This window comes from Loktanella sp. DSM 29012 (genome assembly GCF_900110705.1).
Classification (GTDB): domain Bacteria; phylum Pseudomonadota; class Alphaproteobacteria; order Rhodobacterales; family Rhodobacteraceae; genus Loktanella; species Loktanella gaetbuli.
The window spans coordinates 318907-336681 of the sequence record NZ_FOEJ01000004.1 but is presented as its reverse complement, the minus strand read 5'-3'; the positions used below and the strand labels follow the sequence as shown (position 1 = coordinate 336681).

The following is a 17775-nucleotide window of genomic DNA, read 5'->3' as shown; positions in this document are numbered from 1 at the left end:
GTCCTATCCGGGCGACGGATGGCGAGTGGGCAGGTAGGTTATGCAGCGGATTGCAAATCCGTGTAGACCGGTTCGATTCCGGTACTCGCCTCCATCACCCCTTTTTCGATAGATTTCTGGCCGACGCGATGCTTGCGATCAGACCAGTCGGTGGGATGGCGGGCGGGGCGGGTTTGCCCGGAACGGGCCAAACAGCGCCGTGCCGATATCATCAGGCCACCATCTGTTCCGCTTTTTTCAGATCAACCGACACCAGTTGGCTGACGCCCTGTTCCGCCATCGTCACACCAAACAGGCGGTCCATCCGGCTCATGGTAACAGCGTGGTGCGTGATGATCAGGAACCGGGTCTGTGTCCGGCGTGTCATCTCGTCCAGCAGATCACAGAATCGGGTGACGTTTGCATCGTCCAGCGGCGCATCTACCTCGTCCAGAACACAGATCGGCGCGGGGTTCGCCAGGAACACCGCGAAAATCAGCGCCATGGCCGTCAGCGTCTGTTCACCACCCGACAACAGGCTCAGCGTCGACAACTTCTTGCCCGGTGGCTGGCACATGATTTCCAGCCCGGCATCCAGCGGATCATCGCTTTCGACCAGTTCAAGCCGTGCCTCACCACCACCGAACAGATGCGCAAACAGGGTGCCAAAGCTTTCGTTGACCTGCTCGAATGCCGTCAGCAGCCGTTCGCGTCCCTCGCGGTTCAGGCTTGCGATTCCCGACCGCAGTGCGGCAATCGCCTCTTCGAGGTCGCGCTTCTCCTCGACCAGCGACGCATGTTCGGACTGCACCGCGCGGCTGTCCTCCTCGGCCCGCAGATTGACGGACCCCAAGGCGTCGCGCTGACGTCGGTGACCTGCGACCTCGGCTTCGATCCGGTCAACGGGCGGGATCGTGTCCGGATCAATGGCCAGCACCTCGATCAATGCGGCCGGTGTCAGGTCACGTGCGTCACGGATGCTCATGACAGCCGCCGCAACGGTCTCGCCTGCGGCTTCTGCACGGGCATCCGCCGCGGCACGGGCCTCGCGCGCCTCGGATGCGGCGCGTTCGGCATCGCGTTCCGCAAGGGTCGCCGTCCGCAGATCGCCTTCCCCGACCGAAAGCGCATCACGCGCGGCGGCATGACGCCGTTCCGCCGCCTGCAAGGACCCGGCCAATGTTTCACGCTGTGTTGCCAACGTGGCAGGCGTATCGTGCGCAGCGGTCAATTCTGCCTCGGACGCGGCCTTGCGCGCTTCCAGTTCGGCCAGCCGCCCGGTGGCGGTGTCCAGCCGCGTGCGCCAGCCCGTCAGATCCTTGGCGATGGTGCGTAGTCGCGCCGCGCGCGTGTCACCGGCACTGCGCAACTCATCCGCGGCAGCGCGGCGGGCCATCAGCGTCATGCGCGCGGCCTCGACCGTGACGCGCAGATCGTCGACGGCTGCGCGGGCCGCGGTCAGGTCCTCCAGCTGTGCGACTGCGGCGGTGGCCTGCTGCAATTCAGTCCGGGCCGCCGTTGCCTCATCCGCGTGCCGCGTCTGCGCCAGCGCGGAGGCATCCAGTTTGCTTTGTGCCAGATCACGATCCGCCTCGGCGCGCGAGGCGGCGCGCCGTGCGTCCGTGACCTGTGCATCGGCCGCGCGCCGGGCCGCGCGGGCGGATGCGTCGGCCTCGGTCAACTCCTTCAGCCGTGTGGCAAGCTTGTCGTGCGCCGCCTGCGCGTCACCGGCAACCGTTTCGGCCTGCGCCAGATCGGTACGCAGACGCGCCAGCCGGTTGACCTGTTCCAGACGCAACGCCGCAGCCGAAGGCGCATCCGCCGCCCCTGCCCGCAATCCGTCCCAGCGCCACAGATCACCCTCGACCGATACCAACCGTTGCCCCGGCTGCAGATCCCGCTGCATTGCAGCCCCCCGGTCTGCCGCGACCACCCCGACCTGCGACAGGCGGCGCGTCAGGGCCGTGGCCCCCGTCACCATGTCGGCCAGCGGACGTGCGTCACCCGGCAGTGGCGGCACTGTCGGATAGGCCTCCAGCGCGACCCAGCCTGTCGCGGCATCATCCGTCACCACCGGTGCCTTGAGGTCGTCGGACAATGCGGCCCCCAACGCCCGCTCAAATCCCGGTGCCACGGTCAATGCATCCAGCAGCGCGGTTGCATCACCCCGGTCGCGGTCCACCAGCCGGGTCAGCGCCGCGACCTCTGCACGCAACGCGCTGGCCTCGCCTTCGGCTGCGGACCGCGCGGCACGCGCCTCGGATTCGCTGGCCTGCGTCCTTGCGCGTGCCGCCTCGGCCATGGCGAGCGTTTCCTCGGCACGACGCGCCGTTTCGGTTGCGGCTTCTTCGGCCTGCCGCGCCGCATCAGAGGTCTGCGCAAGTGTCGCAAGCGTGGCCACGGCAGCAGCATTGGCATCGCGTGCCTGTTGTTCCTGCTGTTCGGCCCGCGCCACCCGTTTGGCGCTGTCCTCGGCCAGTCGCTGTGCGGATTGATGCCGCGCCGCAAGGCGTGCCGCATCCTCGGTCGCCTGCCCCAGATCGGCCTCTCGGGTCCCCAGCACCTCGGCTGCGGCGACAGCCTCGCCCATCGCCGATTGCAAGGCATCTTCATGACCGGCCTGCGCGGCCTCCAGCGCGGTCTGTTCGGCCTCCAGTGCAGCGATGCTCTCGCCTGCATCGGCATTCAGCGCGACCTCGCGGCTGATGTCGCGGGACAGCTGGGCAATGCGTGCGGTCAGGGTCTCGATGGCCTTGACCGCGCGTGCCTCTGCCGATTCCAGTTGGTCGCGTTCCACGATCAGGCGCTGGATCACGGCGGCGGCGATGGCGTCCTCGTCGCGCAACGCCGGCAGTGCGTCCTCGGCCGTCTGCCGCGCCGAGGCTGCCGCGCGGGCAGCGGCCTCGGCCCGCACGGCCTGTGCGGTGCAGTCGCGCACGGCAGTCTGCGCGGTTGCGTAGGCCGCGTCCGCATCCCGCCAACGCCGGTACAACAAAACACCCTCGGCCTGACGCAGTGCAGTTCCGATCTCGCGGTAGCGTGCCGCCTGCCGCGCCTGCCGAGCCAGCGTGCCCAGCTGTGCCGCCAGTTGCGCGATCACGTCATCGACGCGGGTCAGGTTGCCTTCTGCGCCGCGCAGCTTCAGCTCTGCCTCGTGGCGGCGCTGATACAGCCCTGAAATACCAGCCGCCTCTTCCAGGATGCGACGGCGGGATTTGGGTTTGGCGTTGATCAACTCGCTGATCTGCCCCTGCCGGACCAGCGCCGGCGAATGCGCCCCGGTCGAGGCATCGGCAAACAGCATCTGCACGTCGCGGGCGCGCACATCCTTTGCACCGACCTTGTAGGCAGACCCTGCATCGCGGGTGATGCGCCGCGTGATGTCCAGCGAATCGCTGTCATTGAACGCGGCAGGTGCCAGCCGTTCGCCGTTGTCGATCTGCAGCACGACCTCGGCGAAATTGCGTGCAGGGCGCGTCGCCGTGCCCGCAAAGATCACGTCCTCCATGCCGCCGCCGCGCATCGCAGAGGCGCGGTTTTCGCCCATGACCCAGCGCAACGCCTCGAGAAGGTTGGATTTTCCGCAACCGTTTGGCCCCACGACACCGGTCAACCCGTCCGCGATCACCAGATCGGTCGGGTCGACAAAGCTCTTGAAGCCATTCAGGCGGAGCTTGGTGAACTGCATTGCGCACGCTATCCTTGGACTGGCGGGCAGGATGCGTCACGGCAAAGCCCCGAGTCAACGCGCGCAGCACCGCATCTGCGCTGATCCGCCCAGTTATCCACAAGATATTGCGCAGCTCCGGCCAGCCCCTCACGTCGGGAAAGCCTGACAGAACGCCGCAGTCCGCCCTTGACGCTGGACACCCCCGAGGCGCACAAAGGGCAGGCAAGGTTCCCCACACAGACGCAAAGCGTCGGGGATGAAACTGGGAATGCGGAACGGGCCGATCCGATCAAGGAGGCCCCCAGCCGCAGCCGCCCCCGCGACTGTAAGCGGAGAGTGCGCCGTCGATATGCCACTGGGGCCAGCCCCGGGAAGGCGACGCCGCACCTTGACCCGCAAGCCAGGAGACCGGCCCTGCACATTGAAACACCACCCGCCGGGGATGGCGGGCAAAGGAGACGACATTATGCATATCGAACCGGGCCTTGTGACAGGCGCAAAAATGGCACTGGGCGCAGTGACCGCAGCAGGCGCTGCCACCGTCAGCGCAAAACTGGTATGGGAAAGCGCCGCAGAGCGCGGGTTGGTCAGCCTCGGCGCACGCGCCGCGATGGCCACCATAGCGACAGTGATCTTCTTCGAGGTCCTGCCCCACTTTGCCGCAGGTCCGTCCGAGGTCCACCTGATCCTGGGATCGACCCTGCTGCTGATGCTTGGCACGGCCCCCGCCGCGATCGGTCTGGCCCTGGGCTTGCTTGTTCAGGCGTTGTTCCTGTCGCCCACCGATCTGCCGCAATACGCGATGAACGTGACCACGCTGCTGGTGCCCCTGCTGGGCCTGCACTTTGTCGCACGCAAGGTCATCGCATCCGACACGGCTTACGTCGATCTGACCTACACGCAGGCCCTGAAACTGTCCGCCACCTATCAGGCCGGCATCGTGGCCTGGGTTGCTTTCTGGGTGATGTGGGGTCAGGGCATGGGTGCCGAAACGATGGTGTCGCTGGCAACATTCGGTGCGGCCTACATGACCGTGTTGCTGCTGGAACCGCTGGTCGATCTGGTCGTGCTGGCGGGTGCCAAGGCACTGCGCGCGAACGGCTCTTCGCTGCTGAACAGCCGCGTCTACAACGCCGCCTGAACAACACCCCATTGACTTGAAATCAACGGGCCGAGGGGTATCCCCTTGGCCCGATCCCTATTCCGCGCAGGAGCGTTCCCATGGCTAGCAAAATTCCCGCCACCGTCGTCACAGGATTTCTGGGCGCGGGCAAAACCACACTGATCCGCCACATGCTGCAAAACGCCAACGGCAAGCGCATCGCGTTGATCATCAATGAATTCGGCGATCTGGGCGTGGACGGCGACATTCTGAAAGGCTGCGATCAGGACGCCTGCGCCAAGGACGACGTGGTCGAACTGTCGAACGGGTGCATCTGCTGCACCGTGGCCGACGATTTCATCCCCTCGATGGAGGCCCTGCTGGCCCGCGACCCTGCCCCCGATCACATCGTCATCGAAACCAGCGGTCTGGCCCTGCCGCAACCGCTGGTGCGGGCGTTCAACTGGCCGGGCCTCGCCAGCCGCGTGACGGTGGACGGCGTGGTGACCGTCGTGGACGGCGTCGCTGTCGACGAAGGCCGGTTTGCCCATAACGTCGATGCCGTGGACGCCCAGCGCCGCGCCGACGAAGGTCTTGATCACGAAACGCCACTGTCGGAACTGTTCGAGGATCAGATCGCCTGTGCCGACATGATCGTCATCAACAAGACCGACCTGATGAAACCAGAGGCCGCCGCCGCCCTCGCGGCCCGCCTCAAATCCGAATCCCGCGACGGCGTACAGGTGGTTCGTACCGCGATGGGTGCCCTGCCGGTCGATGTTCTGCTGGGTCAGGGGATCGGTGCCGAAAACGATCTGGAATCGCGGCACGAGGTGCACCACCATCATCACGATCATGACGATGACCATGATCACGACGAGGATGATGATCACGACCACCACCATGCCCACGAACACGGCCACGACGAATTTGATTCCTTTGTCGTCGAGCGGGCGGAAATCGATGATCCGGCGGCCTTTGCGACCCAGCTTGCCGACGTGATCCGCGCCCACGATATTCTGCGACTCAAGGGGTTCACGTCGGTCGCTGGCAAGCCGATGCGCCTGACGGTGCAGGCGGTCGGACCGCGCGTGGATCACTACTACGATCAGCCGCTGGGACAGACCCCGCGCGGCGCACGCCTCGTGGTGATCGGTCAGGCCGGTCTTGACCGTGCCGCGATCACGGCAGCCTTGTCCGCCTGATGCTGACCGTCGCGCCAGCCGATCCGCGCGACCCCGACGGTCGCCGCCTGCTGACGGCAAGCCACGCATTCCTGCTGTCGAAATATCCGCCAGAGTTCAGCTTTGCCCTGTCGGTCGACGAACTGGCCGCACCGCACATCCGGTTTTTCATCGCCAACCAGGACGGCGATGCCCTGGGCTGTGTCGCACTCGCGAACAAGGGAGACTACGGCGAGGTGAAGTCGATGTTCGTGGATCCCGCCGCACGCGGATCTGGGGCAGGTGCGGCTCTTATGCAGGCCCTGATCGCCGAGGCGCGCACCCAAGGCCTCGCCCTTTTGCGCCTTGAGAGTGGCGATGACCTCTACGCCGCGCACAGGCTTTATGCACGGCATGGGTTCACGCCATGCGGCCCATTCGGCGACTACGTCGAGGGACCGCATTCGGTGTTCATGGAATGCCAGCTATGACAGCGTTACTTGTCCAGCTTTTCCGGACCGCGCACGGTCTTGGGACCCATCTCGTCGATGGCGATCTTGTCGGCGCCTTCATTGGGACGGTCCAGCGGCAGGCCGCCGGTTTCCGCCAGCTTGGCAGCGCGACTGGCTTTCATCCGCTCCAAAAGGGCGGCCTTGTCGTTGCGCGCATCGCCGGTCTGCGGGTTGCGCCCCTTGCCGTCGCGGGTCTTGGGCGCGTTGCGGCCCGGCTTTGCGGCGCCGGATTTGCTGTAGTCCATGGGATTGCCTCATGTATCAATGGTTGGCATGCGACCTACGCTGACCTGTCGAAAGGTCAAGCATAATGCATCTGTTGGCCGCCAGTGCGGGCGCGATATCCGACGGGACGGAACCCATCGATCTGGGCCAGACACCCGCCGATGTGGTTGTCATCTCGGCCGCCGATACAGAACTCGCTGCATTGTCAGAGGCGCGCGCCGCGATGGACGCGCCCCCCGGCCTGCGGCTTGCCAGCCTCATGCATCTGCAACACCCGATGTCGGTCGACCTGCATCTGGACGCCTGTGCCGCGAAATCGCGGCTGGTCATCGCCCGCGTGCTGGGCGGTGCCGGATACTGGCGCTATGGCCTGACGCAATATGCAGCCCAGCTGCGGACAGCTGGCGTGCCTGTCGCGTTCCTGCCCGGCGACGACCGAGAGGACCCCGACCTGCGCGGCCTGTCCACCGTCACCGACGCCGACTACGACGCCTTGTGGAGCTACCTTGTCGAAGGCGGACCGCAGAACGCCGTCCGGTTTCTGGCCTGCGCGAAATCCATCGTGGACGATACCGACCGCCCTGCCCCCGCCAGCCCGCTGCTGCGGGCGGGTGTCTACTGGCCCGGCGCGGGTGTGGCCGACCTGGCTGCAGCGCAGGATGCCTGGACCGACGGCGCACCGGTCGTGCCAATCGTGTTCTACCGTGCGCTGGTGCAGGGCGGCGGGCTTGCCCCGATCAACCGGCTCGTCCGCGCATTGTCACGCAAGGGGCTCAACCCGCTGCCCGTCTTTGTGGCGTCGCTCAAGGACCCGCTGTCGACGGCCACCCTGACGGAACTTTTCCGACAGGCCCCGCCATCGGTGATCCTGAATGCCACCGCCTTTGCCGTCGGCAGCCCGCACGACGGCGACGACAGCCCCGACAACCCACTGGCCGGTCCGCAGGCACAGGGCGCGCCCGTGTTCCAGGTCGTGCTGTCAGGCGGCACCGAACAGGCCTGGCGCGACAGCCCCCAGGGGTTGTCTGCCCGCGACATCGCCATGAACGTCGCCCTGCCAGAGGTCGATGGGCGCATCCTGACCCGCGCTATCAGCTTCAAGGGCGAGGCCTTCTTCGACGCGGCCACCGAATGTCCCATCGCTACTTATCAGGCGCAGGGTGATCGGATCACATGGGTGGCCGATCTTGTCGCCAACTGGACACGGCTTCAGCGCACCCCCGCAGCCGACCGCAAGGTCGCCCTGATCCTTGCCAATTACCCCAACAAGGACGGCCGCCTCGCCAATGGTGTCGGCCTCGACACCCCCGCCGCCACGGTCCACGCGTTGGGGCTGCTGCAAGACGCAGGCTATGCCACGGCACCGCCCGCCAGCGCACAGGCGCTGATGGACCAGATGATGGCGGGTCCCACCAACTGGCTGACCGACCGCGCAGACACCGAAGGCGGTGAATTCCTGCCGCTCGACATCTACCAACAGCACTTCGACGCTCTCCCGTGGGAGGTCCGCGAACAGATCACCACGCGCTGGGGCGCACCTGACGACGACCCGTTCATCATCTTGCCGGAAATACTCCCGCCGGAGGCACCCGCCACCGAAACCAGCGCAGGTTTCAAATTGTCGATCCATCGTTTCGGCAATGCGGTCGTGGCCCTGCAACCCGCGCGCGGTTATAATATCGACCCGACCGAGACCTACCATTCCCCCGACCTGGTGCCGCCGCATAACTACCTGGCCTTCTATTTCTGGCTGCGCCACCATTGGGGTGCACATGCGCTCGTGCACATGGGCAAACACGGCAACCTCGAATGGCTGCCGGGCAAGGCGCTGGCCCTCTCCGGTACCTGCTGGCCAGAGGTCACGCTGGGGCCCGTGCCGCATATCTATCCCTTCATCGTCAATGACCCAGGCGAAGGCACGCAGGCCAAACGCCGCACGGCAGCCGTCATCATCGACCACCTGACCCCGCCCCTGACCCGCGCAGAAAGCTATGGCCCCATGCGCGATCTCGAGGCGCTGGTCGACGAATACTACGAGGCGGCAGGCCTCGATCCCCGCCGTCTCGACCACCTGCGCCGCGAAATCCTGTCCCTGTCAGAGGTCACGGGCCTCAGCCAGGATGCAGGCTTCAAGGGCGACGCCGACGGCGATCTGGCGAAACTCGACGCCTACCTCTGCGAGTTGAAAGAGGCACAGATCCGCGACGGATTGCATGTCTTTGGTGTCAGCCCCACGGGCCAGCAGGAAATCGACCTCAGCATCGCGCTTGCCCGCGTGCCGCGTGGTGATGGCAAGGGCGCGAATGCCTCGCTGCTGCGCGCGCTCGCGCTGGATTTCGACCTGTCCATCGACCCGCTCGACTGCAACCTGGCGGCCCCCGCGCCAGAAAAACCCGGCGCACTTGGCGACGCAAAAGGCTGGCGGACCAATGGCGATACGGTCGAGCGGCTAGAGGCGCTGTCACAAGAACTTTTGACAAGCGGCACTCTTCCCGAAACGTTGCGCGCCGCCTCAGGGGACGGTGGGCGGGGCGCATTGGGCGTCAGCCCAACAGCGTCGGCCGCCGTCATATCGGAAATCGAGGCGCGTATCCGCCCTGCCGTCGCCGCCTGTGGTCCGGACGAGGGGGCAGCCCTCCTGCGTGCCTTGGATGGCCGCGCGATCCCGCCGGGGCCATCGGGCGCGCCGACACGCGGGCGGCTGGATACCCTGCCGACAGGGCGCAACTTCTATTCCGTCGACAGCCGCGCGGTGCCGACACCGACAGCCTGGGCGCTCGGCTGGAAATCCGCCAACCTGCTGATCGACACGCATTTGCAAACCCACGGGGATTGGCCGCGCAGCCTGCTGCTGACCGCATGGGGTACCGCGAACATGCGCACGGGTGGCGACGACATCGCGCAGGCGCTGGCATTGATGGGGTGCAAACCCAAGTGGGACGCCGCCAACCGCCGGGTGACCGGTTTCGAGATCATACCGTCGTCTGCCCTCGGTCGCCCGCGCGTCGACGTCACACTGCGCATATCGGGTTTTTTCCGGGACGCCTTTCCGCAGTTGATCGCGCTTGTCGACAGTGCCGCCCGCGCGATCCAGGCGCTGGACGAACCCCAGGACATCAACCCTGCCGCAGCCCGCGCGCGCGCGGGCGAGGACGCGTCCCGTGTCTTTGGATCAAAACCCGGGGCTTACGGTGCGGGCCTGCAGGCCTTGATCGACGAACGCATCTGGTCGGACCGCAGCGATTTCGCCGAGGCCTATCTGACCTGGGGCTCTTATGCCTACGGGGCTGACGCAAAGGGCACCGCCGCGCGCCCTGCATTCGAGCAACGTCTGACCCAGACCGATGCGATCGTTCAGAACCAGGACAACCGTGAACACGATGTGCTGGACAGTGACGACTACTACCAGTTCGAGGGCGGCGCCGCCGCAGCCGTCGCCACGCTTCAGGGGCAGGATCGCCCGATCTATCACAACGACCATTCGCGTCCCGAACGCCCCCTGATCCGCACGCTCGAGGATGAAATCGGCCGCGTCGTGCGGTCCCGCGTCGTGAACCCCAAATGGATCGCGGGTGTGAAACGCCACGGCTACAAGGGTGCTTTCGAGATCGCGGCGACCGTTGACTACCTCTTTGCCTTTGCCGCCACGACCGGGGCCGTGCGCAATCACCACTTTGACCTCGTCGAAGAGGCCGTTCTGGCAGACGACGACACGCGCCAGTTCATCGTCGATACCAACGCGCCCGCGCTGGCCGAAATCGCGGCCCGCCTGCAAGAGGCTATCGACCGTGGCCTGTGGTCACCCAAATCGAATTCGGCCCGCGCGCGCATCGCGGGATTACTGTAGCGCGCAAACATGCGGCGCAATCTTGATACAGGATCGCATCAGGTCGCAGGCATGCTGCAACGGCCCGTTGCGGCAGGGGCTGTCCTGACTACAGCCCGACAGCCAGCGCCGCCGTACCCAGATAAAGCGCAAAGAGGGTCAGGACAAAAATGCGCATTTTCAGGGATTCCAAGTCGTGCTGCTCTGGCGCTTCTCTTGGCAAGCCGCGCCAAGCCGCGCCACATCTTTTTTCGCTCCCGATCGTGCAGCCGTGAAAATCGTTTCTTTCCTGCCACAACTTCTGCGCTTAGACCGGTGACATGATACAACATCTGACCATTCTCTTGGGGTTTCAGCTCTTGGGCGAGGCGATCAGCCGTGGCGCAGGCCTCCCCCTGCCCGGCCCAGTTCTTGGCATGGCGCTGCTGTTCGTGGCGTTGATGGCCGTGCCGCGGCTTGCTGCGATCACCACCACGGCACAAGGGTTGCTGGCACATCTGTCATTACTGTTCGTGCCCGCAGGCGTTGGCGTAGTGGGCCAGCTCGATCGCCTGGGCGACGACGGCCTGGGTCTGGCGCTGGCCATCCTGGGGTCGACCGCGCTGGCGATCATTGCGGCGGTCTACACCTTCATCGGCGTGGCACGGGTGCTGGGCCGATGACCGATGTGACCGATATCTGGATCTACCTTTCACAGGGGCCGCTGCTGTGGCTGACCTTGACGCTGATTGCCTACGGCATCGGTGACGCGGCCTTTCGCGCATCGGGGCGCAAACCCATCGTCAATCCCGTCCTGCTGGCCGTGGCGATCCTGTCGGTCGTCCTGACCCTGACGAACACCAGCTACGCCACCTATTTCGAAGGTGCACAGTTCGTCCACTTCATGCTCGGACCTGCGACCGTCGCCCTGGCCGTCCCGCTCTATACCAACCTCGCGTTGATCAGGCGCAGTTTTCTGCCGATGCTGGCCGCTCTGATCGTCGGCGCAGCCACAGCGATGGTGTCCGCCGTGGCGATCGCGCGTTTGGCAGGCGTCGGCCCCGACACCCTGCTCAGCCTTGTTCCGAAATCTGTCACCGCCCCCGTCGCCATCGGCATCACCGAGGCACTGGGCGGCCAGCCTGCACTGACCGCCGTGCTGGTCATCGTCACAGGCGTCACGGGCGCCATCATCGGCACACCCATTTTCAACGCACTGCGCATCACCGACTACCGCGCACGCGGTTTCGCCATGGGCGTGGCCAGCCACGGCATCGGCACCGCCCGCGCATTTCAGGTCAATGAAACCGCAGGCGCATTCGCAGGCATCGGCATGGGCTTGAACGCGCTGCTGACGGCACTGATCGCGCCCTTGCTTGCGCCCTATCTGGTCGCCGCCTACTAATACCCCAATCAAAACCGGAGTGCGCCATGACCGACGACACCGAACGCCACAACGCCAAGATGGCCAAGAAAAAGGCCGCCCGCGACAAGATCATGGCGACAAAAACCGACGAAAAGGGCCTGATCATCGTCCACACCGGCAAGGGCAAGGGCAAATCATCTGCCGCCTTTGGCATGATCTTTCGCTGCATCGCGCATGACATGCAATGCGCCGTCGTCCAGTTCATCAAGGGCGGGATGAGCACGGGCGAACGCGACCTGATCTTGTCGAAATTCTCCGACACCTGCGCATTTCACACCATGGGCGAGGGGTTCACATGGGAAACCCAAGACAAGAGCCGCGACACGGAAATGGCGCAGGCCGCCTGGGCCAAGGCCCGCGACCTGATCCGTGACCCGGCCAACAAGATGGTCCTGCTGGACGAAATCAACATCGCGATCCGCTATGACTATGTCGATGCAGCCGAGGTGGTGGCCTTTCTGCGCGCCGAAAAACCGCCCATGACCCACGTGGTCCTGACCGGCCGGAACGCCCATGCCGACCTGATCGAGGCGGCGGGCCTGGTGACAGAAATGGAGCTGGTCAAACATCCCTTCCGCGCCGGCATCAAGGCGCAGATCGGTGTCGAATACTGACCCATCATGCAGCTGACCAAGGCACATGCAGCCGCATTGCAAGACATCCTGACATGGCGCCGCGACGTGCGCCATTTCCGCACCGATCCGATTGCGCCAGACCGGATCGCGCGCCTGCGCGCGGCGATGGACCTTGCGCCATCGGTCGGCAATGCCCGCCCCTGGCGCGTGATGCAAGTGGACACACCTGCAACCCGCGCCGCGGTCGTCGCCAATTTCGAACGCGCCAACGCCGCAGCAGCAAAAGCCTATACCGACGACCGACGACGCGCTTATGACGCCCTCAAACTCGCGGGCCTGCGCGAAGCACCGGTCCACCTGGCCGTATTCACGGCCGATAATCCGGAAGAAGGACACGGTCTGGGTCGCCAGACCATGCCGGAAATGCTCAGCTTTTCCACAGTCTGTGCGATCCACAGCCTCTGGCTGGCGGCCCGTGCGGACAATATCGGCACAGGCTGGGTCTCGATCCTCGACCCCGTCGCATTGCATGCCACGCTGGCGGCCCCGCCACACTGGCAACTGACAGCCTATCTCTGCCTCGGCTTGCCTGCCCGAACGGACGACACACCGCTGTTACATCGCGCCGACTGGCAGGAAAACACCGCAACCCCCTGGCAGGTGGTCTAGCCTTCTTCTGGGCAAAAATATCCCGGGGGAGGCGCAGCCGGGGGCAGCGCCCCCACCCGAATTTTCGCGAAAATTCGGCTACCCGCCCAGTGATGCGCCGGGTGCCAGAACAGCAGGGTCCAGCACACATTCGATGATCGCGACGGTGCCGGCGGCGCGCGCCGCGGCAAAGGCCTCCGCGAACTGGTCCTGCGTCGTGACCGTCGCACCGAACCCGCCATAGGCGCGCGCCAGGGCCGCGTAGTCCGGATTGGCCAGCACGGTGCCAGACACACGCCCCGGATAATTCCGTTCCTGATGCATCCGGATCGTGCCGTAGCGCCCATTGTTCATCACGATCACGATCGGGGTGGCACCGTGCTGAACGGCCGTCGACATCTCGTTGCAGGTCATCTGGAAACACCCGTCCCCCGCAAGGCAGACCACCGGCCGGTCCGGATGTCGCAACGACGCGGCAATCGCTGCGGGAAATCCATATCCCATCGACCCCGAGGTCGGCGCCAACTGGGTTCCGTACTGCTTGTAGCTGAAATAGCGGTGCAGCCAGGCGGCATAATTGCCTGCCCCATTGGTCAGGATTGCATCGCCAGGCAGGTGATCGGACAGCCAACGGATGATCTGTTCTTGCTTGACCGCGCCCGGCGTCTCGCGCGGCTTGATCCAGTCGAGATAGTCCGCACGCGCGGCGGCGGTCCACGCAGACCAGCGCGGCGCAGGGACGGGGTCTTCTACCAATGCCGCCAGCGTGATGATCGCATGATCCGCTTGGCAGACCGCCTGCGCGTCAACGCCGTAGACGCGTCCGATTTCGTCCGCTTCGGCGTGGATATGCAGGATCGTCTGGGCCGGCGCCGCAGGATCGACCAGCGTATAGCCCTGCGTTTCGATATCGCCGAACCGTGTTCCCAGCAGCAGCAGGCAATCCGCATCCCGGACCCTTTGCGCCAGCACAGGGTTAACCCCGACATTCAGGTCACCGGCAAAACCGTCGTGCCGGTTGTCCATGTAATCCTGCCTGCGAAAACTGGTCACGACGGGCACGCCCGTGGCCGTGGCAAAGCGTTCCAGCGCCTGTTGCGCGGCCGGGGACCAATGCGGCCCACCGACCACGACCAGGGGACGCGCCGCCTGCATCAGCTGATCCAGAATATTGGGCAGCGCACCCACGTCAGCTGCAGGTTGCGCCACGAGTCCCTGAAAATCAGGCACATCCGAGGCCGCACTCAGCATATTTTCGGGCAGGGCGAGCACCACGGGACCGGGTCTGCCGGACTGTGCCAGCCGAAAGGCGCGCGCGATATATTCCGGCAAACGATCCGTATCGTCCACCTGGGCCACCCATTTCGCCAGCCCGCCGAACATCTGTTTGTAATCGACCTCCTGGAACGTTTCGCGGTCCGTGTGGCCGTTGTCGATCTGGCCTATGAACAAAACCATCGGCGTGCTGTCCTGCATCGCCACATGCACGCCCGCGCTGGCGTTGCAGGCCCCCGGCCCGCGAGTGACAAAACACACGCCCGGCCTGCCGGTCAGCTTGCCGTGCGCCTCGGCCATCATTGCGGCCCCGCCTTCGTGACGGCAGACGACGTTCTGGATACCGCTGTCGTACAAACCGTCCAATGCCGCTAGAAAGCTTTCGCCCGGCACCGAAAACACGCGGTCCACCCCCAGTTTCACCAGCTGATCGGACAGAATTTTACCGCCGTGTCTCATTGCACACCCCTTTCGCGCATTCGCACATTGGCCTTTTGCCACCGCGCCTTACCTCAGCTTCGACTAATTCAAAGGAGGCTTCCATGGCCAAACTTCTCGGCATTTCAGGATCGTTGCGCAAGGCGTCACATAACCGGCTGTTGATCGCAGAAGCAGGGCGGTTGTTCGGCGCGGACACGCTGACATTTGGCGACATTGATCTGCCCCTGTACAACGGCGACCTGGAAGAGGCGTCGGGCATCCCCGCCGCGGTGCAGACCCTCTCCGACCAGATCGCAGCGGCGGACGCCGTCATCATTTCCACGCCCGAATACAACAAGGCCCCTTCAGGCGCGTTGAAAAACGCATTGGACTGGATCAGCCGCACCGATGGTGCCGTGCTCAAAAACAAGCCCGTTGCAATCATGTCGGCCACCGCTGGCCGGTCGGGTGGCGAACGTGCCCAGTTTTCCCTGCGCCTGATGCTGACGGCATTCGATGCGCGCGTGCTGAACGGACCAGAGGTTCTGGTCGGTGCCAGCTACGAGCAATTCGACGACAACGGACGTCTGATCGCTGACAGCTATCAGGATTTCCTCAAGGCACAGATGGATGCGCTGCGCGCCCTGATCTGACAGGGCGGCGGCGGCCTGCACGATTGCCCTGCGCTGCCCGTTGCGGCACTTTGTCGACATGGACAGCCGCGAAACCCTGACCCTGACCGATACGATGGACCCCGCCCGTGCCACGGCACTGGCGGCGACGATGGGCGTGGATCGCAGCTATGGTGTTGGCGATCCATTGCCGCCGTTTGGGCACCATGTCTATTTCTGGACGCCTGAACCGCCCCAGGGATTGGCCGACAATGGCCACCCGGCTCAGGATGCAGGATTGCCCGATCTGGGGTTGCCGCGCCGCATGTGGGCCGCTGGTCGGCTGGTGTTGCACTGCGACCTGCTGGCCGGCGTGCGCGCCGAACGACACACCCGGATCGAGACGATCACGCAAAAGGAAGGGCGGTCCGGTCGGCTGGCCTTTGTCAGGCTGCGGCATGACATCCGGCAGCGCCAGACCCTCGCGCTGACCGAATGGCAGGACATCGTCTATCGCGCGACAGACGCGGACACCCTTGCACCAGCGCAGGCACCGACCGACCAGTCCGAGACACGCGTCCATCATTTCGACAGCGTGACGCTGTTTCGCTATTCCGCGCTGACCTTCAACGGACACCGAATCCACTATGACGACCCCTATGCCCGCGCGCAGGGCTACGGCGGCTTGGTCGTTCATGCCCCCTTGCTGGCACATCTGCTGATGGATTTCGCCACGGATGCACTGGGGCCATTGCGCAGTTTCGACTACCGCGCAACGGCGCCGCTGCTGGTGCACGAGGCCGCAACACTTTGCCGGCGCGGCAACGATCTGTGGGTGCGCGCCCCGGACGGACGCCTGTGCCTGACGGCGGCGGCGACATGACCGACCGCCCGTTTCATCCCCGCGCATTGGGCGAAATCGCCATCCGCTGCCGCGACTACGCCGCAATGCGTGATTTCTACGGCCGCATCCTGGGGCTGACGCCCATCACCGGCGGCGTGCGCGGCGGCCACCGCGACGGAATCACCTTTTATCAATTGGGCGAAAGCCACGCAGGCCATGTGGCGGTGCTCGCCTTGTTCGCGGATGAGGGGCCTGTGACCACCGGTGCGGGGTCAGCGTTGCACCATCTGGCGCTGGCGCTGCCTTGGGATGAGCAGGTCGCCGCCCGCGATTGGCTGCTTGCAGCGGGACATCCAGCGGAATTCACCGATTTCGACTGGGCTGGCTGGCGCGGGCTGTTTACCCGTGATCCCGATGGCAACACCGTCGAACTGGTCGCCGCATCGCCCGACTGGCATATTACCGCGGATTAGAGGTTCGCCGCGGCCCGGAAATCATCGGGGATCGCATCATGATCGTCGAGCATCAGATCGGCCATGACCTGCGCCACCTTGGGGGCCATGCCGAACCCGATCTTGAACCCGCCGTTGGCGACGAATTGGCCCGGCCTGAACGGATGCGCGCCCAGCATCGGTGCACGACTGCGGCTGCGCGGGCGCACCCCGGCCCAGCGTGCGATCACGGCTGCATCGCGCAACGCAGGCACCGCCGCGCGGGCCGCCGCGATCACCGCATCCAGCTGGTCGTCCGTGGTGCCGGGATCGTCAAACTCGCGTTCGGTGGTCGAGCCGACCGCCGTGGTGCCGTCATGGTGTGGCACGATATGCACACCACCGGCAAAGGCTTGCGCCTGTCCGCGCGCATCGACGTCCAGCAGCGCCGCCTGCCCCTTGACCCCTGTGCCCACCATCCGGCTATGGGCGGCGGTCATGTCTTGCAGACCCTGCCAGCCCGTGGCCCAGACCACCGCGCCGCTGTCCGGCCCTTCGGACAGGATCGGCACGCCCGCGCGGGTCAGCGCCTGCGCGAGGGCGCGGGTCGCGTCGCGTGGCTGGATCAGACCCGACAGGGTGTCATGCACCCACAACCCCGTGGGGCTGTCGGGGATCAGGTCGCCGGGGGGCGCATCGGTCACCTGCCAGATGGCATGGCCCTGCCACAGATCCCGCGCGCCCTGCGCCCGCGACCGGGCCAGCGCCACCGCAGCATCATCGGCGAGGGGCTGAACCCGCCCGCTGCGGGCATATCCCGTCGGCAGCCCCGAGGCCAAGGCCACGTCCGACCAGAAATCCTCCGCCATCAGCAGGCTTTCGAATTGAAACGCCTTTTTCGGGTTCCATTGTTCCGGCACATGCGGGGCAAGGGCGCCGACGATGCCGCCGCTGGCCCCAGACGCCGGCCCGTGCGGGTCGATGACCTGCACCGATGCACCGCGTTGCAGACAGGCCCAGGCGATGCCAAGTCCGAAAACACCTGCACCACGCACCGTCACATCACTTGCCATCGCGCCCTCTCCGGTT

General features: G+C 65.4%; 15 protein-coding genes, 1 tRNA gene and 1 riboswitch. Of the genes, 12 read left to right on the top strand and 4 right to left on the bottom strand.

Features of this window, described 5'->3' with window-relative positions:
- Nucleotides 1-20: 20 nt before the first annotated feature.
- Nucleotides 21-94 (top strand) — tRNA-Cys (locus BMX27_RS11365).
- Nucleotides 95-211: 117 nt separating this feature from the next.
- On the opposite strand, the gene smc is transcribed toward BMX27_RS11365, so the two are convergent.
- Nucleotides 212-3667 (bottom strand): chromosome segregation protein SMC, encoded by a 3456-nt coding sequence (gene smc / locus BMX27_RS11360; protein ID WP_090159931.1) that lies wholly within the window; start codon nucleotides 3665-3667, stop codon nucleotides 212-214.
- 190 nt (nucleotides 3668-3857) lie between these two features.
- A riboswitch (cobalamin riboswitch) is annotated at nucleotides 3858-4081 on the top strand.
- A 34-nt stretch (nucleotides 4082-4115) separates the two neighbouring features.
- Between smc and BMX27_RS11355 the strand changes: the two genes are divergently transcribed.
- From BMX27_RS11355 to BMX27_RS11345, 3 genes are all read left to right on the top strand, one after another.
- Complete coding sequence (locus BMX27_RS11355; protein WP_090159930.1) at nucleotides 4116-4790, top strand: energy-coupling factor ABC transporter permease; 675 nt, start codon at nucleotides 4116-4118, stop codon at nucleotides 4788-4790.
- 80 nt (nucleotides 4791-4870) lie between these two features.
- Nucleotides 4871-5956, top strand: coding sequence for a cobalamin biosynthesis protein CobW (cobW, locus tag BMX27_RS11350; RefSeq protein WP_090159929.1), 1086 nt, complete (start codon nucleotides 4871-4873; stop codon nucleotides 5954-5956).
- A complete protein-coding gene (locus BMX27_RS11345) occupies nucleotides 5956-6405 on the top strand; it encodes a GNAT family N-acetyltransferase (protein WP_090159928.1) in 450 nt (149 codons plus the stop codon). Before cobW ends, BMX27_RS11345 begins: the two co-directional genes overlap by 1 nt.
- 5 nt (nucleotides 6406-6410) lie before the next feature.
- Here BMX27_RS11345 and BMX27_RS11340 read toward each other — a convergent pair whose 3' ends face one another.
- Nucleotides 6411-6671: a hypothetical protein gene (locus BMX27_RS11340; RefSeq protein WP_090159927.1), complete on the bottom strand. Its 261-nt coding sequence runs from the start codon at nucleotides 6669-6671 to the stop codon at nucleotides 6411-6413.
- 65 nt (nucleotides 6672-6736) lie between these two features.
- On the opposite strand from BMX27_RS11340, the gene cobN reads away from it, so the two are divergent.
- The 5 genes from cobN (at nucleotide 6737) to bluB (ending at nucleotide 13126) form a co-directional block, all read left to right on the top strand.
- Nucleotides 6737-10498, top strand: a complete 3762-nt coding sequence (gene cobN / locus BMX27_RS11335; protein ID WP_090159926.1) for a cobaltochelatase subunit CobN — start codon at nucleotides 6737-6739, stop codon at nucleotides 10496-10498.
- A 299-nt stretch (nucleotides 10499-10797) separates the two neighbouring features.
- Nucleotides 10798-11139, top strand: a complete 342-nt coding sequence (locus BMX27_RS11330) for a CidA/LrgA family protein (protein WP_056035102.1) — start codon at nucleotides 10798-10800, stop codon at nucleotides 11137-11139.
- Entirely contained in the window at nucleotides 11136-11861 is a 726-nt protein-coding gene (locus BMX27_RS11325; protein WP_090159925.1) for an LrgB family protein, read from the top strand. Before BMX27_RS11330 ends, BMX27_RS11325 begins: the two co-directional genes overlap by 4 nt.
- Before the next feature lie 26 nt (nucleotides 11862-11887).
- On the top strand, nucleotides 11888-12496 hold the full coding sequence (cobO, locus tag BMX27_RS11320; RefSeq protein ID WP_090159924.1) for a cob(I)yrinic acid a,c-diamide adenosyltransferase: 609 nt from the start codon (nucleotides 11888-11890) through the stop codon (nucleotides 12494-12496).
- A gap of 6 nt (nucleotides 12497-12502) precedes the next feature.
- On the top strand, nucleotides 12503-13126 hold the full coding sequence (gene bluB / locus BMX27_RS11315) for a 5,6-dimethylbenzimidazole synthase (RefSeq protein WP_090159923.1): 624 nt from the start codon (nucleotides 12503-12505) through the stop codon (nucleotides 13124-13126).
- A 78-nt stretch (nucleotides 13127-13204) separates the two neighbouring features.
- Here the strand turns inward: bluB and BMX27_RS11310 are convergent, their stop codons facing one another.
- Nucleotides 13205-14839, bottom strand: coding sequence for a thiamine pyrophosphate-binding protein (locus BMX27_RS11310; protein WP_090159922.1), 1635 nt, complete (start codon nucleotides 14837-14839; stop codon nucleotides 13205-13207).
- Nucleotides 14840-14922: 83 nt separating this feature from the next.
- Here BMX27_RS11310 and BMX27_RS11305 point away from each other — a divergent pair, with 83 nt between their 5' ends.
- The 3 genes from BMX27_RS11305 to BMX27_RS11295 are packed head-to-tail and all read left to right on the top strand — an operon-like array spanning nucleotide 14923 to nucleotide 16728.
- Entirely contained in the window at nucleotides 14923-15453 is a 531-nt protein-coding gene (locus BMX27_RS11305) for an NADPH-dependent FMN reductase (protein ID WP_090159921.1), read from the top strand.
- Between the two features lie 58 nt (nucleotides 15454-15511).
- The gene (locus tag BMX27_RS11300) at nucleotides 15512-16294 is read left to right on the top strand and encodes an HTD2 family dehydratase (protein WP_090159920.1); all 783 of its coding nucleotides are present in this window, start codon (nucleotides 15512-15514) and stop codon (nucleotides 16292-16294) included.
- A complete protein-coding gene (locus BMX27_RS11295) occupies nucleotides 16291-16728 on the top strand; it encodes a VOC family protein (protein WP_090160021.1) in 438 nt (145 codons plus the stop codon). The genes BMX27_RS11300 and BMX27_RS11295 overlap by 4 nt, the downstream gene beginning before the upstream one ends.
- On the opposite strand, the gene BMX27_RS11290 is transcribed toward BMX27_RS11295, so the two are convergent.
- Nucleotides 16725-17759, bottom strand: a complete 1035-nt coding sequence (locus BMX27_RS11290) for an NAD(P)/FAD-dependent oxidoreductase (protein ID WP_090159919.1) — start codon at nucleotides 17757-17759, stop codon at nucleotides 16725-16727. The genes BMX27_RS11295 and BMX27_RS11290 overlap by 4 nt on opposite strands.
- Nucleotides 17760-17775: the final 16 nt, after the last annotated feature.

Excerpts from the sequence above, each read along its gene's own strand:
- cobN (WP_090159926.1), top strand. The coding sequence starts at position 6,737 with ATGCATCTGTTGGCCGCCAGTGCGGGCGCGATATCCGACGGGACGGAA.
- BMX27_RS11330 (WP_056035102.1), top strand. The coding sequence starts at position 10,798 with ATGATACAACATCTGACCATTCTCTTGGGGTTTCAGCTCTTGGGCGAG.
- cobO (WP_090159924.1), top strand. The coding sequence starts at position 11,888 with ATGACCGACGACACCGAACGCCACAACGCCAAGATGGCCAAGAAAAAG.
- BMX27_RS11295 (WP_090160021.1), top strand. The coding sequence starts at position 16,291 with ATGACCGACCGCCCGTTTCATCCCCGCGCATTGGGCGAAATCGCCATC.
- BMX27_RS11325 (WP_090159925.1), top strand. The coding sequence starts at position 11,136 with ATGACCGATGTGACCGATATCTGGATCTACCTTTCACAGGGGCCGCTG.
- cobW (WP_090159929.1), top strand. The coding sequence starts at position 4,871 with ATGGCTAGCAAAATTCCCGCCACCGTCGTCACAGGATTTCTGGGCGCG.
- BMX27_RS11345 (WP_090159928.1), top strand. The coding sequence starts at position 5,956 with ATGCTGACCGTCGCGCCAGCCGATCCGCGCGACCCCGACGGTCGCCGC.
- BMX27_RS11305 (WP_090159921.1), top strand. The coding sequence starts at position 14,923 with ATGGCCAAACTTCTCGGCATTTCAGGATCGTTGCGCAAGGCGTCACAT.
- BMX27_RS11300 (WP_090159920.1), top strand. The coding sequence starts at position 15,512 with ATGGACAGCCGCGAAACCCTGACCCTGACCGATACGATGGACCCCGCC.
- BMX27_RS11340 (WP_090159927.1), bottom strand. The coding sequence starts at position 6,671 with ATGGACTACAGCAAATCCGGCGCCGCAAAGCCGGGCCGCAACGCGCCC.
- BMX27_RS11310 (WP_090159922.1), bottom strand. The coding sequence starts at position 14,839 with ATGAGACACGGCGGTAAAATTCTGTCCGATCAGCTGGTGAAACTGGGG.
- smc (WP_090159931.1), bottom strand. The coding sequence starts at position 3,667 with ATGCAGTTCACCAAGCTCCGCCTGAATGGCTTCAAGAGCTTTGTCGAC.
- BMX27_RS11290 (WP_090159919.1), bottom strand. The coding sequence starts at position 17,759 with ATGGCAAGTGATGTGACGGTGCGTGGTGCAGGTGTTTTCGGACTTGGC.
- BMX27_RS11355 (WP_090159930.1), top strand. The coding sequence starts at position 4,116 with ATGCATATCGAACCGGGCCTTGTGACAGGCGCAAAAATGGCACTGGGC.
- bluB (WP_090159923.1), top strand. The coding sequence starts at position 12,503 with ATGCAGCTGACCAAGGCACATGCAGCCGCATTGCAAGACATCCTGACA.